The following is a 13534-nucleotide window of genomic DNA, read 5'->3' as shown; positions in this document are numbered from 1 at the left end:
CTCAGCGGTTACGGCCGCCGCGCTCGCGCTGGTAGCGGCGCTCCCACTTGGCCTGGAGGTCACGGCGGTCGCGGTACGCGCGGTAGTCCGACGGCGCCGGGCCGGAACCGCCCGACGGAGGCGTGGGCGAGGCGTTGCGCCCGTACTTCACGTACAGGTAGAGCACGGCTACGGCGGCGAGCCAGTAGAGAGAGTTTCCGAATCCCATGATGACCAGGACGACGGTCCCGGTGAGGACGATGGTGCCCATGGCTCCAGCGTAGGAAGCCGGTCACTCGGCGTGCATCCCTTTTTTCCCGGTTCTAGAGTCGGATCGATTGCGCGAAAGCCGCAATTCCGGTGAGAAGTGAAAAAAGGGGTGTCCCAGGATGAGTGATCTCTTCGTCATCGCCTACGACGACGTCGCCACGGCGAACCAGGTGCGCGAGAAGCTGTTCGAGCTGTCCAAGCAGCATCTGGTGGAGCTGGAGGACGCGGTCGTGGTCGAGCGCCATCCGGACGGGAAGATCAAGCTGCATCAGGCGGTGAACCACACGGCCGTCGGCGCGGCCGGCGGCGCGCTGTGGGGCGGTGTGATCGGGCTGCTCTTCCTGGCGCCGCTGCTCGGTGCGGCGGTGGGCGCGGCGGCCGGTGCGGCCGGCGGCAAGTTCACGGACACGGGCATCAACGACGACTTCATGAAGAACCTCAGCCAGAATCTGCGCCCGGGCGCGGGCGCCCTGTTCGTGCTGGTGAAGAAGGCGGCCGAGGACAAGGTGATCCCGCAACTCATCCCCTACGGCGGCGAGTTGGTGCAGACCTCGCTCAGCAAGGCCGACGAGGACCATCTGCGGGAGGCCATCGAGGTGGCCCTGAAGACACCCGAGCAGTGATCCGGCCGGACCGCTGACCCGGCCGGACCGGTCACACGTCCGGGGCCGCCCGGAGCACGCCCGCCGCCACCGCCGCGCACAGAGCCGCGTGGTCGGTGGCGGTCTGGTCCGCGTAGGCGAGGGCGAAGTCGGTGACGGCCCGGTCGAAGGTGTCGGCGCCGCCGAGGTAGGCGGCCACCGCGATCCGGTCGCCGGAGCGGGCGTGCGCGCGGGCCAGCGCGGTGCCGCAGAGCTCGGCGTACCGGCGCAGTTGGCGCGGGCCCATGGCGGCGACCTCGGCGGAGCCCTTCATGTCGCGCAGCTGGCGCCAGTAGTAGGCGCGGCCCTGCGGTCCGGTCATCCAGCCGAGGAAGATGTCCCCGGCCGCCTGCATCAGCCGCTGGCCGACGACGACCCGGCGCCCGGGATGGACGTACGGGCCGCTCGGCAGGTGTTCCTCCAGTACGGACTTGCGGGCCTCCTTGATCTGGAGGAACAGCGGGTCGTTCGCGTCGCGTCCGGTGAGCAGCACGATGAAGCAGCGGGTGCCGACGCTGCCGACGCCGACGACCTTGCGGGCGGCGTCGACGAAGCGGTAGCGGTCCAGCAGCAGCCGGCGCTCCTCGGAGAGAGTCGAGCGGTAGTCGCTGAAGATCTTGCGCAGGGAGGCCGCGTCGGCGGCGCCGGCGGGTTCCAGGAGCGGGGGGTCGTGGATGATCCGGCGGCGGCCGTCGACGACTTCGGTGAGCTTGCCGAGGGCCTGGAGGCTGGTGCGGCGGCGGGCGCGGGCCAGCGTGGACTCCACCTGGCGGCGGCCGCGGGCGGTGCGGGCGAAGGGGAGCAGGCGCTCGGCGTCGATCCGCTCGTACCAGACGGCGAGTTCGCCCATCCCGGCCAGGCGGCGCATCTGGGTGCGGTACGCGGTGGTGGCCGCGAGCGCCGAGCGGCGTACGTCGTTCTCGCTGTGGCTGTTCTCGCGGGCGGCGACGGCGACGCTGGCGGCGAGCCGTTTGACGTCCCATTCGAAGGGGCCGGGGAAGGTCTCGTCGAAGTCGTTGAGGTCGAACAGCAGGGTGCGTTCCGGGGAGGCGTACAGGCCGAAGTTGAGCAGGTGGGCGTCGCCGCAGAGCTGCACGGTCAGGCCGGAGTGCGGGGACGTGGCCAGGTCGGCGGCGAGGACGGCGGCGGCACCGCGCAGGAAGGCGAACGGCGAGGCGGCCATCCGGCCGTACCGGATCGGCAGCAGCTCCGGGAGGCGGTCCCGGCCCTGGCGCTCCAGCACGCCGACGGGGTCGGCCCGGTCGACGGAGGGCAGCCAGCGGGCGTGCTCGGAGCGCGGCAGGCGTTTGCGCGCTTCCTTGCCGCGGCGGGCGCGGTCGACGGGGGTGCTCATGGGCGGGGCCGTCGGGCCGGAGCCGAGCACATGCGGAACCACGCCATCGGACCTCCCTGGAAACGCACCCGCCACCTCCTGATCGCAGTGAAGGCCGGAGGGAGGGCGCGCGCATGTCCGGGGCGGACGAACGGGTGAAAAGGGGTGCCGGGCAGCCCGCTCTCGCGGGGCGCCCGGCACCTTCGCTCACCTTGAGTAGCGCATCAGGGCCCGGACCATGTGGCAGGTCGTGTCCGACGGTGGGTGGACGCCGATCAGTTCCGCGGTGTCGCGGATCGTCTCGTTGCGGGCCTGGTTCGGCATGTAGACGCCCGAGTCGAGCAGGGCTATGGCCAGGCGCATGGCCTTGAGGCGGCGGTTGTGGGTGACGTACCACTCGCGCGGGCGGCCCGGCGGCAGCGCGCGCTTCTCCAGCGGCGCGTACGGCAGGTCCAGCAGGACAGGGCGCTTCGCGGTGGACTGGGTCGGCAACGGCTTCGGCTTCAGTGCGGCAGCGGGCACAGGCATCCTCCTGTCGCGGTCAGGGTGCCGTCGTCCGGACGCTCCGGCGACACCCTCGAACACTGCTCCTAGTTTACTGCCCACCACTGACAATCAGCAGACCTCCACAAGTCATCAAAAGACCAGGTGGAGAAGGTAATTGGGCGGATGTCACGGCAGGTCAGGGAGGGGCTTCTGAGGCACCCGGAAATCGAACAGAGTCAGGGCGCGCCCGCCCCCGTTACCGTTGTCGCCATGGAGATCTGGATCAACCCCGCCTGTTCCAAGTGCCGCAGCGCCCTGAGCCTGCTCGACGCCGAGGGCGCCGAGTACACGGTCCGCCGCTACCTGGAGGACGTCCCGAGCGAGGACGAGATCCGGGCCGTACTCGACCGGCTCGGCCTCGAACCCTGGGACATCACCCGCACCCAGGAGCCCGCCGCCAAGGAGCTGGGACTCAAGGAGTGGGCGCGGGACGAGGACTCCCGGGAGCGCTGGATCGCCGCACTGGCCGCGCACCCCAAGCTGATCCAGCGCCCGATCATCACCGCGGAGGACGGCACGGCGGTGGTGGGCCGCACGGACGAGGCGGTACGGGACGCGCTGTCCCGAAAGTGACGCTTGCGTACGGTAGTTGAGGGTTTGTCGCCCGGTGTGAGCGGAGGGCCCACCGGCTGTTACCCTCCGCGGCCATGACATTCGGTGATCATGGAACGCCGTACGGACAGAACGGATACCCGCAGGGGCAGCCACCACCACAACCGCCCTACGGACAGCCGCAGTACGGGTATCCCGGGACTCCCTACGGATACCCGGCCGGACCCGATCCGCAGGCCGCCTGGGCCGCTGAGCAGGAGCGGATACGGCGGCGGCGCACTCGGCGCATCGCGGCCGGCGTGACCGGTGGAGTGCTGGCCCTGGCCGTCGTCGCCGGGGCCCTGCTGCTGACCGGCGGCGACGAGGACCCGTCGGCGGCCTCGGCCTCGACACCGAGCGCCACACCCGAGCCGTCCGCCACCACCGGGGTCCCGCGCGTGGACGTCGGCGACCCGTCCAACGCACCCAGCGCACTGCCCTCGCTGCTGGCCCGACCGGTCATCACCGCGGAGCAGGCGTTCCCCCAGAAGACCGTGACGCTCAAGGACGGTTCGACCTACGAGCGCGTCGAATGGGGGACCACCACGGACTGCCCGCCCAGGATGTCGACGGAGCTGGCCGAGCTGATGGAGCAGGGTGAGCCGTGCGCGCGGATGAGCGCGGCCATGTTCACGGACAAGGACCGGCGCTCGCAGGTGACGGTCACCGTGCTGAGTTTCCAGAACGTCGAGGACGCCTCACGGGTGTTCGCGATGGCCTCCATGGACCCGGTGACCTACCAGGTCGTCTCGCTGGACCCGGCGCCGGAGGCGGGGCTGCCGACCGTGCCGCCGGGGTCGTCCGGGGTCTTCGAGCGGCTGATGACCGTGCGGTCCGTGGTGTTCGCCAACGGGCAGTGGGGTGACGGCGCCGAGACCGGCGAGGCGGAGCTGACCCGGCAGACGCAAGGGCTGCTTCAGCACGTCAACGACACGGTGGTGGCCTATGAGGACGGCGACGACTGAGCGGCTCAACTCCCGTGTGACGCGGGTCACTTGAGGTGACTCCTGTAACCGCTGAGTAACTTCGTTCGGTATCTCGTACATAGCGGCGTACAGCTCCCCACCTTCCAGGAGGCGCGCATGTCACGCAGGCGAACGCTCAGTACGAAGAAGAAGATCGCGCTGCTCGTCAGCGCGGCGAGCGTGGCGGGCGGCGGTGCTTTCGTCATGGCGAGCACCTCGAACGCCGCGCCGCCGAAGACCGCCGCGGAGTCGAGTGTCTGCCAGGGCCTCGCCACCGCGCTCGGCAACAACGAGAAGTTCATCGAGGGGCAGAAGGCCAACCCGGACGCCCAGTCGCAGGCCCGGATCGCCAACCGCGAGGCGGTCATCGAGCAGATCAAGGTCCAGCAGGAGGCGTCCGGTTGCGTCGTCGGGGAGTCGGCTCAGGGCTCCCAGGCGGCAGCGCCCGCCGCGCCGCCCGCCGAGGACCAGGGCCAGGAACAGGGCCAGGGTCAGGGTCAGGACCAGGGACAGGGCCAGGAGCAGGGACAAGGCCAGGACCAGGCCGCCCAGCCCGAGGCGCCGGCTCAGCCGGGCTCCGGTGAGCAGGTGTGCAACGGCTCCACCGTCACCCTCTCCGGTGAGGGCGGCGCCCCGGCCGCGTCCAGCAACGTGCTGCCGATCGGCACCAAGGTGAAGGTCACCAACCTCGACAACAACAAGTCCACGACCGTCGAGGTCACCTCGGTCTCCGGCAGCTGCACGCTGCTGAACAACGCGGCCTTCGAGCAGGTCCGCGAGCCCGGCAAGTTCCTGATCCGCCGGGCCGTGATCGAGAAGGTGGGGTGAGGCATCGGTCGAGCACGTCGCTCACGTCGTCAGGAACGAGTTGAGGCGGCCGGTCATCCCGGGGGGTGCCGCCTGAGGCAGCGCGTGATGGGAGATCTCCGGAAGGATCTCCGTATCGCCGTGCGGCAGCACCGCACGCGCCCGCCTCGCCGCCTCGTACGTGTCATGCGTCCTGCTGCTCCCGGCCAGGAGCAGCAGGACCGGCACGTCCAGGGTGCGCAGCTCCGCCGCTGACGGGCGGGGACCGGTCACCGGCTTCACGGAGGGGAAGCCGGCGGCCGCCTCCTGGAGCCGGAGCCAGTCGGGGTCCAGCGGCACTCCCCCGGTCTCCCACTCAAGGAAGGCCCGCACCCGGCGGGGCGTCGGCCGCAGCAGCATCGGCAGCGCCCGCATCAGGTACGCCGCCTTGTACCCGGCGAAGCACTGGGTCGGGTCCAGGAGGAACAGGCGGCGCACCCGGTCGGGCACGTCCAGCGCGAACCGCAGCGCGATCCAGCCGCCGTAGGAGTGCCCGCCGAGGTCCACCCGCCTCACGCCGAGGCCGTCGAGGACCGCGCCCAGCCAGGCCGTGAGGTCGGAGGCCGTGCTGGGTGGCCGGTCGACGGTGCCGCGGCCCGCGACGCCGGGCGGGTCGACGGCGTACACGCGCCGTGTCCGGGCCAGTTCGCCCACCTGCGCGTACCAGGACGCGGCGGCCGCCCCGCCGCCCGGCAGGAGCAGCAGCGGCGGGCCCGAGGAGGGGCCGCAGACCTGGACGTACGCCGTGCCGAACGGCGTGGGGACGGTCACCGCCTCCCGATCGGCGGGCCACTTGGCCATGACCTTGTCGTAGGCCGCGAGGAAGGCGTCCTCGTCGAAGCCGCGTCCGTTACCGATGTCGCGCCCTTTGGGGCCGCCCATACGCCGCCATCCCCCTTATTATCTCGCTGAGCGAGATACTCGGTTGGCGAGATGATAGCCGGAGGCAGGCATGGAGTCCCAGGGGCCGGACATGGAGATCGTTCATCTGCTGCGCGCGGTGACCGTCGAACTCGGCCTGCACAGCGCCCGCTTCGCCCAGCGCAACGGCATGCATCCGACGGACGTCCGCGCCCTGATCGCCCTCATGGACGCCGCACGCGCGGGCAAGGAGCTGACGGCCGGGCGGCTCGGGGCCGCGCTCGGGCTGAACTCGGCGGGGACCACGGGGCTCATCGACCGGCTGGAGCGGGCCGGGATGGTGCGGCGGGTGCGCGGAACGCGAGACCGGCGGCTGGTCGTGATCGAGGTGACCGAGGAGGCGGTCGCGCTCGGGCAGAGCTTCTTCGGTCCGCTGATCGAGCGGACGGTGGACCTGTTCCAGGGGTACGACGCGGCGGAACGGGCGGCGATCAGGGGGTTTCTGACCGGGGTGCGGGACGCCGCGGCGGCAGGGGAACCGTCCTAACCCCATCGCATACGAGCCATGGCCGGCACACCCCATCTCTCCCGCTCCTCCCTCACAGCGTGAATCGCACCACAGAACCACCAGGTAACACGGGGTTCACATTCGAGCAATGACCGGGAAATCGCCTGTTGACAGGCTCGCGGACATCAGCGCGGCGCCCCAGTGCCGCAGCGCCGCAGCACCCGCAAGTGCGCCTAGAGACCCACCCCGAAGGATGTGGCCCGTGAGCTTCAAGGCTGAGTACATCTGGATCGACGGCACCGAGCCGACGGCCAAGCTGCGTTCGAAGACCAAGATTCTTGGCGACGACGCAAAGGGCGCCGAGCTGCCGATCTGGGGGTTCGACGGGTCCTCCACCAACCAGGCCGAGGGCCACGCCTCGGACTGTGTGCTCAAGCCGGTCTTCTCCTGCCCGGACCCGATCCGCGGCGGCGACGACATCCTGGTGCTGTGCGAGGTCCTGAACATCGACTTCACCCCGCACGTCACCAACACCCGTGCCGCGCTGGCCGAGGTGGCCGAGAAGTTCGCGTCCCAGGAGCCGATCTTCGGCATCGAGCAGGAGTACACGTTCTTCAAGGACGGCTACCCGCTCGGCTTCCCCAAGGGCGGCTTCCCGGCCCCGCAGGGCGGCTACTACTGCGGTGTCGGCGCGGACGAGATCTTCGGCCGTGACGTCGTCGAGGCCCACCTCGACAACTGCCTGAAGGCGGGCCTGGCGATCTCCGGCATCAACGCCGAGGTCATGCCCGGCCAGTGGGAGTTCCAGGTCGGCCCGGTCTCCCCGCTGGAGGTCTCCGACCACATGTGGGTGGCCCGCTGGCTGCTCTACCGCACCGCCGAGGACTTCGGCGTCTCCGCGACGCTGGACCCGAAGCCGGTGAAGGGCGACTGGAACGGCGCCGGTGCGCACACCAACTTCTCCACCAAGGCGATGCGCGAGGGCTACGACGCGATCATCACCGCGTGCGAGTCGCTCGGTGAGGGCTCCAAGCCGCTGGACCACGTCAAGAACTACGGCGCCGGCATCGACGACCGTCTGACGGGTCTGCACGAGACCGCCCCGTGGGACAAGTACAGCTACGGCGTCTCCAACCGTGGCGCCTCGGTGCGTATCCCGTGGCAGGTCGAGAAGGACGGCAAGGGGTACATCGAGGACCGCCGTCCCAACGCCAACGTCGACCCGTACGTCGTGACCCGCCTCCTGGTGGACACCTGCTGCTCCGCCCTGGAGAAGGCCGGCCAGGTCTGATCCACAGCGCTGCTTCGGCAAGGGGGCGCCCGCCATCACGGTGGGCGCCCCCTTCCGCGTATCGTGCGCTGCCTTCTGCGTATCGTGCGCCGTATGGATCTTGACGACGGGCCGGACGTGGGCGCGCTTTTGGCGGCGCTGGAGTCGGGTGCCGATCCGGCTCGCGAGCAGGCGCTGGACCATCTGGCCTCCGCGGCATGGCGCGAGGACGACTTCGCCGTGGCGACGGCGCGCGCGGTGCCGGTGCTGGCTCGGCTGGCCCGTGAACTTCCCGGCCACCGGGCCCAGTTGCTGGGTCTGCTGGGCGATCTCGCGGACCGTGACGACTGGCCCGACGCGGCCGATCCGGCGCTGCGGGCCGTGACCGCCGAGCTGCCGTCCCTGCTCCCCTTCGCGCACGACGCCGAACCGGCCGTGCGCGACGCCGTGCTGACGCTCCTCATGGCCTGTCGCCACCAGGACTCCCTGCCCCTGCTGCGGGCCCGCCTGGCCGAGGAGAACGACCCGGAGGTGCGCGGCCATGCGGTGACCGCGGTGGCGCTGCTGGAGCCCGAACCGGGCGACTGGCGGCGCGGGTTGCTCACCGACCCCGAGCCCAAGGTGCGGCTCGCGGCAGCCGAGGACCTGCTGCGCACCACCGAACCCCCCTTCCCCGCCGACCTGGTGGACATCGGGGCGGCGGCCTACGCTGCCGATCCGTACGAGCTGGACGAGGCGTACTGGGCCCCGGCTCCCCACCAGCGCTTCACCAAGCGCCTGCTGGACGACCCCGAGGCCGCCCTGCGCGCCACCGCCGGAGGCGTCCCGCTCGCCGTCACGATCTCCGAAGGCTGGCGCGACCGCGAGGCGGACGTGCTGCCCTTCGCCCTGCGCGACCTGGAGGAGTACGACTGGGGCCTGCACCAACTGGCCCGGCTGTGCAGCGCGTTGTCGGACCCGGAGACGCATGCGCGCGTACGGGACCGGGTCCGGCCGCACCTGACCGCTCACGACTTCGACCTGCGAGCGGCAACCGTCACCACGCTCGCCCGCACCCGGGCGCCGGAAGCGGTCGAGGAGGCCGTGCGGCTGGTCGAGGGCGATCCCGGGGGCCCGCCCGGGCCGTACCGCGTCGTCCTGGCCGTCCGGGCCGTGACCGAGGTCTTCGGGGCCGAGGCGCTGCCGGTGGCCCGCGCGGTGGCGCGACGGATCGGGCGGACCCACGCGGATCTGATCCGGGTGCTGGAGGGGTACCCGGAGGTGGCCTTGGAGGTGGTGGACGAGATCGCCGCGCTGGTGGGCCGCTACGAGGGCGGTCACGCCTGGGCCTCGGTGGATCTGCTCGGCTCGCTGGGCCCTGCCGCGGGCGAGGCGGCCGCCGATGCCTTGCGGGCCGAGGTGACGGGCGGCGACCACTTCTCGGTCGCGGTGTACGCCTCGATGGCCCACTTCCGGGTCACCGGGGACCCCGACCTCGCGCTTCGACTCCTCGCGCGGGAAGGCCCGTTGAGCTGGCCGCAGTTCGCCGCCGCACTGGGCCCCGCCGGAGCGCCCTTGCTGCCGCTCATCGAGCCGAGCCTCGCCCCCGGCGCCCCGGCCGGCGTGCGCGCCTCGGCCGCACGCGCGGTCCTGCGGATCACGGGCCGCACCGAGGACACCTTGGAACCCCTCGCACACCGAGCGGCCGACGCCGACACCTACCACTCCGAACGGATCGCCGCCGTGACCGCGCTGACCGAGGCCGGGCTGCTCCCCCGCTTCGCCGTGGCCCCGCTGCGGGCGGCGGCCGAGTCGCCGCGGCGCGTGGTCCGCGATCTGGGCGGCGGCGGCCCCGAGCAGCACCCGGACTACGCACTGCGCACCGCCGTACGCAAGCTGCTCGCCACCGCCCGCGTGACCGGCCGGCTGGCCGACCAGCCGTCCGACCAGTGAGAGGAGGGTCCTGCCGGCGGGGCCGGTCTGCTTCAATGAAGGACATGGCCAGCATTCAGCGGAACACCGGGACGGGTCGCCACGACCTCGAGCCCTTCTGGCCGTCCCGTCAGCACCACGACTTCGACCGGGTGTGTTGTCGCGCGACGATCGCGCCGGCGCTCTGAAGCCGTAACCCGGCCCACAGGCCCGCGCGCAACGGCGTACGTCCACCGACGAAACCCCTCGCGCGAAAGAGCTGACCTCCCATGACGACCGCTGCTGCTCATGTCCTCGATGTCGCGGATCTCCTCACTCCGGGCGCCACTTGGCTGCCCGCGCCCCAGCACTCGCTGCCGTCCCTGCCGGGGCAGCCGCCGATGATCGGGTACCTGGTGCTCGTCCCGGCCGATCGGCGGCCCGCCCCGGCCGCCGGGCCGCCCGCCGACCCGCTGGTCCGGATCGACTCCGAGCGCCGCAGCGCCGAGGTCGACGGGCGTGAACTCGATCTCACCTACCTGGAGTTCGAGCTGCTCGCGCATCTCGTCGCCCACCCGCACCGAGTGCACAGCCGCGACCAGCTGGTCCGGACGGTGTGGGGCTACGGCCATGTCGGCGACGGCCGTACCGTCGACGTCCATGTCGCCCGGCTGCGCCGCAAGCTGGGCGCCGAGCACCGCGGGGTGATCGAGACGATCCGCCGGGTGGGCTACAAGTACGCGCCGCCCGCCGGACGTTGATCATCGGGGCTCTGCTGACGGCAGAGTCCTGTTCCCTCGCGCGCCCCGGGCGGGCAGAGTCACCGGCATGAGACTTCTGATGCTGGGCGGTACGGAGTTCGTGGGGCGGCCCACGGTCGAGGCGGCGCTGAGCCGGGGCTGGGAGGTGACCGTCTTCCACCGGGGGCGGCACCCGGCCCCGGACGGAGTGCGGTCGCTGCACGGCGACCGCACCGCCCCGGACGGACTCGCCGCCCTGGCCGGGACCGAGGAGTGGGACGTCGTCATCGACACCTGGTCCGCGGCGCCGAGCGCGGTCCGGGACACCGCGCAACTGCTGCGCGACCGCGTCGGCCGGTACGTCTACGTGTCGAGCCGCTCGGTGTACGAGTGGGCCCCGCCCGCCGGGTCCACCGAGGACGCGCCGGTGGTGACGGGCGCCTCCGCCGATGCCGGGCAGACCGACTACGCCCAGGACAAGCGGGGCGGCGAACTGGCCGTCCTGGACGCCTTCGGGCCCGACCGCTCGGTGCTGGCGCGGGCGGGGCTGATCATCGGCCCGTACGAGAACGTCGGACGGCTCCCGTGGTGGCTGAACCGCATGGCGCGCGGCGGCCCGGTGCTGGCCCCCGGCCCGCGTGAACTGCCCCTCCAGTACGTCGATGTCCGGGACCTCGCCGAGTGGCTCCTCGGGGCCGCGGAACAGGGGCTCAGCGGTCCGTACAACCTCACCTCTGCCTCGGGGCACGCCACCATGGGCACGCTGCTCGACGCCTGTGTCGCGGTCACCGGCGGTACGGCCGAACTGCGCTGGACCGCGCCCGAGGTGATCCTGAAGGCCGGGATCGAGCCCTGGACCGAGTTGCCGGTGTGGGTGCCGCCGGGCACCGATCTGCACGACGCGCTGCACCTCGGCGACGTCTCCCGGGCCATGGCGGCGGGACTGCGCTGCCGTCCGGTCGAGGAGACCGTCGCCGACACCTGGGAGTGGCTGAAGGGTCTCGACGGTACGGCGCCGCAGCGCCCGGACCGGCCGGCGAAGGGCGTGGACCCGGAGGTGGAGGCTCGGGTGCTGGCGTCGGCCAAGGGCGAGGGCGAGGCCGGGGGCGGGGGCGGGGGTGTACCTGGCACCACCCCCTGAGCGGGTGTCCCGGCCCCGTGACCCGCTCCCCCGGCTCGGCGAGACTTACCGCATGACGACCACGGAGACGAAGAGCAGGGCACGGGGCATGGTGCGCGCGGCACTGCGCGGACTGGGACTGTCGCTGGTGCTGCTGCCGGGGGCGGTGCTCTGTTACACGCTCGCGCTGGTGTCCATATCGCTGATCCCGATCGGCATCGGGCTCATCACAACGCCATGGATACTCAAGGGAGTTCGGGCCTTCGCCGACTGGCGGCGGGTGCTGGCCGCGGAGTGGGGCGGGGTGCAGATCCCGTCGACGTACCGGCCGATACCCGCGGACGCCAACCCCTGGGCGCGCACCTTCGGGATGCTGGGCGATCCGGCGACCTGGCGGGATCTGCGCTGGCTGGTGGTCGACATGACGGCCGGATACATCACTGCCCTGCTGCCCGCGGTCCTGGTGCTGTATCCGTTGGAGGGGTTCGCGCTTGCCGTGGGGCTGTGGCGGGTCTTCCCGGACGACTACTGGTACGGCTTCGTCCCGGTCAGCGACCAGACCTCCGCGTTCGGCGCCGCCGCCCTGGCCGCCGCCCTCCTCTTCGTCGCCCATCGCTACGCCGTGGACGCCCTCCAGCTGCACTTCCGGCTCACCCGGGCCGTACTCGCCCCGAGCCAGGCCGAACTCGCCGAGCGGGTGCGGGTGTTGACGGAGACCCGGCGGGACGCCGTGGACACCTCCGCGGCCGAACTGCGGCGCATCGAGCGGGATCTGCACGACGGGGCGCAGGCCCGGCTGGTCGCGATGGGCATGGACCTCAACACGATCGAGATGCTGATCGAGAAGGACCCCGAGCAGGCGAAGCAGCTCATTGCGCAGGCCCGCAAGTCCTCCGTCGACGCCCTCGCCGAACTGCGCGACCTGGTGCGCGGCATCCATCCGCCGGTGCTCGCCGAGCGTGGACTGGGCGATGCCGTGCGGGCGTTGGCGCTGCGGCTGCCGCTCGCCACCGAGGTGACGGTGGAGCTGCCGGGGCGGGCGGACGCGCCGGTGGAGGCGGCGGCGTACTTCGCCGTCAGCGAGGTCCTCACCAACGCGGTGAAGCACTCCGGCGCCGACCGGATCTGGGTCGACATGCATCACTCGAAGGGGATGCTCCGGGTCTCCGTCACCGACAACGGCAAGGGCGGCGCCGTGATCGGCGCCGGGTCGGGGCTGGCCGGGGTGGAACGCCGACTGGGTACATTCGACGGCGTCCTGGCCGTCAGCAGTCCCGCGGGCGGTCCCACCATGGTCACCATGGAGATCCCTTGCGCGTTGTCCTAGCCGAAGACCTGTTCCTGCTGCGCGACGGACTCGTCCGGCTCCTTCAGGCCTACGACTTCGAGATCGCCGCGGCCGTCGAGAGCGGCCCGGAGCTCGACGCCGCGCTGGCCGAACTGGCGCCGGACGTCGCCGTGGTGGACGTACGGCTGCCGCCGACGCACACCGACGAGGGCCTCCAGTGCGCGCTGCGGGCCCGCCGCGCCAGGCCCGGCCTTCCGGTGCTGGTGCTCTCCCAGCACGTGGAGCAGCTGTACGCGCGGGAGCTGCTCGCCGACGGCACCGGCGCGGTGGGGTATCTGCTGAAGGACCGGGTGTTCGACGCGGAGCAGTTCGTGGACGCGGTACGGCGGGTGGCGGCCGGCGGCACGGCGATGGACCCGCAGGTGATCCAGCAGCTGCTGACCCGGAAGGCCGCCGACGACCGGCGGCCGCTGGACCGGCTGACCCCGCGGGAGCTGGAGGTGCTGGAGCTGATGGCACAGGGGCGTTCGAACGCGGCGATCGCCGGTCAGCTCGTCGTCACAGAACGGGCCATCGCCAAGCACACCTCCAACATTTTCACCAAACTGGACCTGGAGGTCTCGGACGACGACAATCGCCGCGTCCTGGCGGTTCTCGCATATCTGGACCAAGACCGCTGAAATGAC

15 protein-coding genes are annotated in these 13534 nt (G+C 71.7%); 11 read left to right on the top strand and 4 right to left on the bottom strand.

The annotated features are described in order from the left end of the window. Position 1: 1 nt before the first annotated feature. Entirely contained in the window at positions 2 to 250 is a 249-nt protein-coding gene (locus tag BN159_RS30835) for a hypothetical protein (protein WP_015660940.1), read from the bottom strand. Between the two features lie 118 nt (positions 251 to 368). Between BN159_RS30835 and BN159_RS30830 the strand changes: the two genes are divergently transcribed. Beyond that, positions 369 to 872 (top strand): DUF1269 domain-containing protein, encoded by a 504-nt coding sequence (locus BN159_RS30830; protein ID WP_015660939.1) that lies wholly within the window; start codon positions 369 to 371, stop codon positions 870 to 872. A gap of 31 nt (positions 873 to 903) precedes the next feature. Here BN159_RS30830 and BN159_RS30825 read toward each other — a convergent pair whose 3' ends face one another. Both BN159_RS30825 and BN159_RS30820 read right to left on the bottom strand, forming a co-directional pair. Further along, positions 904 to 2244: a DUF2252 domain-containing protein gene (locus BN159_RS30825; RefSeq protein WP_041822032.1), complete on the bottom strand. Its 1341-nt coding sequence runs from the start codon at positions 2242 to 2244 to the stop codon at positions 904 to 906. Between the two features lie 186 nt (positions 2245 to 2430). Beyond that, positions 2431 to 2745 carry a hypothetical protein gene (locus BN159_RS30820; protein ID WP_015660937.1) on the bottom strand — a complete coding sequence of 105 codons (315 nt, stop codon included), beginning with the start codon at positions 2743 to 2745 and terminating at the stop codon, positions 2431 to 2433. A 234-nt stretch (positions 2746 to 2979) separates the two neighbouring features. Between BN159_RS30820 and BN159_RS30815 the strand changes: the two genes are divergently transcribed. From BN159_RS30815 to BN159_RS30805, 3 genes are all read left to right on the top strand, one after another. Next, positions 2980 to 3342 carry an arsenate reductase family protein gene (locus tag BN159_RS30815; RefSeq protein ID WP_041820053.1) on the top strand — a complete coding sequence of 121 codons (363 nt, stop codon included), beginning with the start codon at positions 2980 to 2982 and terminating at the stop codon, positions 3340 to 3342. Positions 3343 to 3416: 74 nt separating this feature from the next. Next, positions 3417 to 4325 carry a hypothetical protein gene (locus BN159_RS30810; RefSeq protein WP_015660935.1) on the top strand — a complete coding sequence of 303 codons (909 nt, stop codon included), beginning with the start codon at positions 3417 to 3419 and terminating at the stop codon, positions 4323 to 4325. A gap of 117 nt (positions 4326 to 4442) precedes the next feature. Then, complete coding sequence (locus BN159_RS30805) at positions 4443 to 5153, top strand: RlpA-like double-psi beta-barrel domain-containing protein (protein ID WP_015660934.1); 711 nt, start codon at positions 4443 to 4445, stop codon at positions 5151 to 5153. A 21-nt stretch (positions 5154 to 5174) separates the two neighbouring features. On the opposite strand, the gene BN159_RS30800 is transcribed toward BN159_RS30805, so the two are convergent. Continuing rightward, entirely contained in the window at positions 5175 to 6053 is an 879-nt protein-coding gene (locus BN159_RS30800) for an alpha/beta fold hydrolase (protein ID WP_015660933.1), read from the bottom strand. A gap of 70 nt (positions 6054 to 6123) precedes the next feature. On the opposite strand from BN159_RS30800, the gene BN159_RS30795 reads away from it, so the two are divergent. From BN159_RS30795 to BN159_RS30765, 7 genes are all read left to right on the top strand, one after another. After that, complete coding sequence (locus BN159_RS30795; protein ID WP_015660932.1) at positions 6124 to 6579, top strand: MarR family winged helix-turn-helix transcriptional regulator; 456 nt, start codon at positions 6124 to 6126, stop codon at positions 6577 to 6579. A gap of 223 nt (positions 6580 to 6802) precedes the next feature. Beyond that, positions 6803 to 7831 carry a glutamine synthetase gene (gene glnII / locus BN159_RS30790; protein ID WP_015660931.1) on the top strand — a complete coding sequence of 343 codons (1029 nt, stop codon included), beginning with the start codon at positions 6803 to 6805 and terminating at the stop codon, positions 7829 to 7831. Positions 7832 to 7924: 93 nt separating this feature from the next. Then, positions 7925 to 9742 carry a HEAT repeat domain-containing protein gene (locus BN159_RS30785; RefSeq protein ID WP_015660930.1) on the top strand — a complete coding sequence of 606 codons (1818 nt, stop codon included), beginning with the start codon at positions 7925 to 7927 and terminating at the stop codon, positions 9740 to 9742. Positions 9743 to 9990: 248 nt separating this feature from the next. Next, entirely contained in the window at positions 9991 to 10461 is a 471-nt protein-coding gene (locus BN159_RS30780; RefSeq protein WP_015660929.1) for a winged helix-turn-helix domain-containing protein, read from the top strand. 67 nt (positions 10462 to 10528) lie between these two features. Then, the gene (locus tag BN159_RS30775; RefSeq protein ID WP_015660928.1) at positions 10529 to 11581 is read left to right on the top strand and encodes an SDR family oxidoreductase; all 1053 of its coding nucleotides are present in this window, start codon (positions 10529 to 10531) and stop codon (positions 11579 to 11581) included. 52 nt (positions 11582 to 11633) lie between these two features. Further along, a complete protein-coding gene (locus tag BN159_RS30770; RefSeq protein WP_041822028.1) occupies positions 11634 to 12887 on the top strand; it encodes a sensor histidine kinase in 1254 nt (417 codons plus the stop codon). Continuing rightward, a complete protein-coding gene (locus tag BN159_RS30765) occupies positions 12872 to 13528 on the top strand; it encodes a LuxR C-terminal-related transcriptional regulator (protein WP_015660926.1) in 657 nt (218 codons plus the stop codon). Before BN159_RS30770 ends, BN159_RS30765 begins: the two co-directional genes overlap by 16 nt. Positions 13529 to 13534 lie beyond the last annotated feature (6 nt).

This window comes from Streptomyces davaonensis JCM 4913 (assembly GCF_000349325.1).
Taxonomy (GTDB): Bacteria; Actinomycetota; Actinomycetes; order Streptomycetales; family Streptomycetaceae; genus Streptomyces; species Streptomyces davaonensis.
The sequence above is the reverse complement of the archived record's forward strand: the minus strand, read 5'-3'. Positions and strand labels throughout refer to the sequence as shown.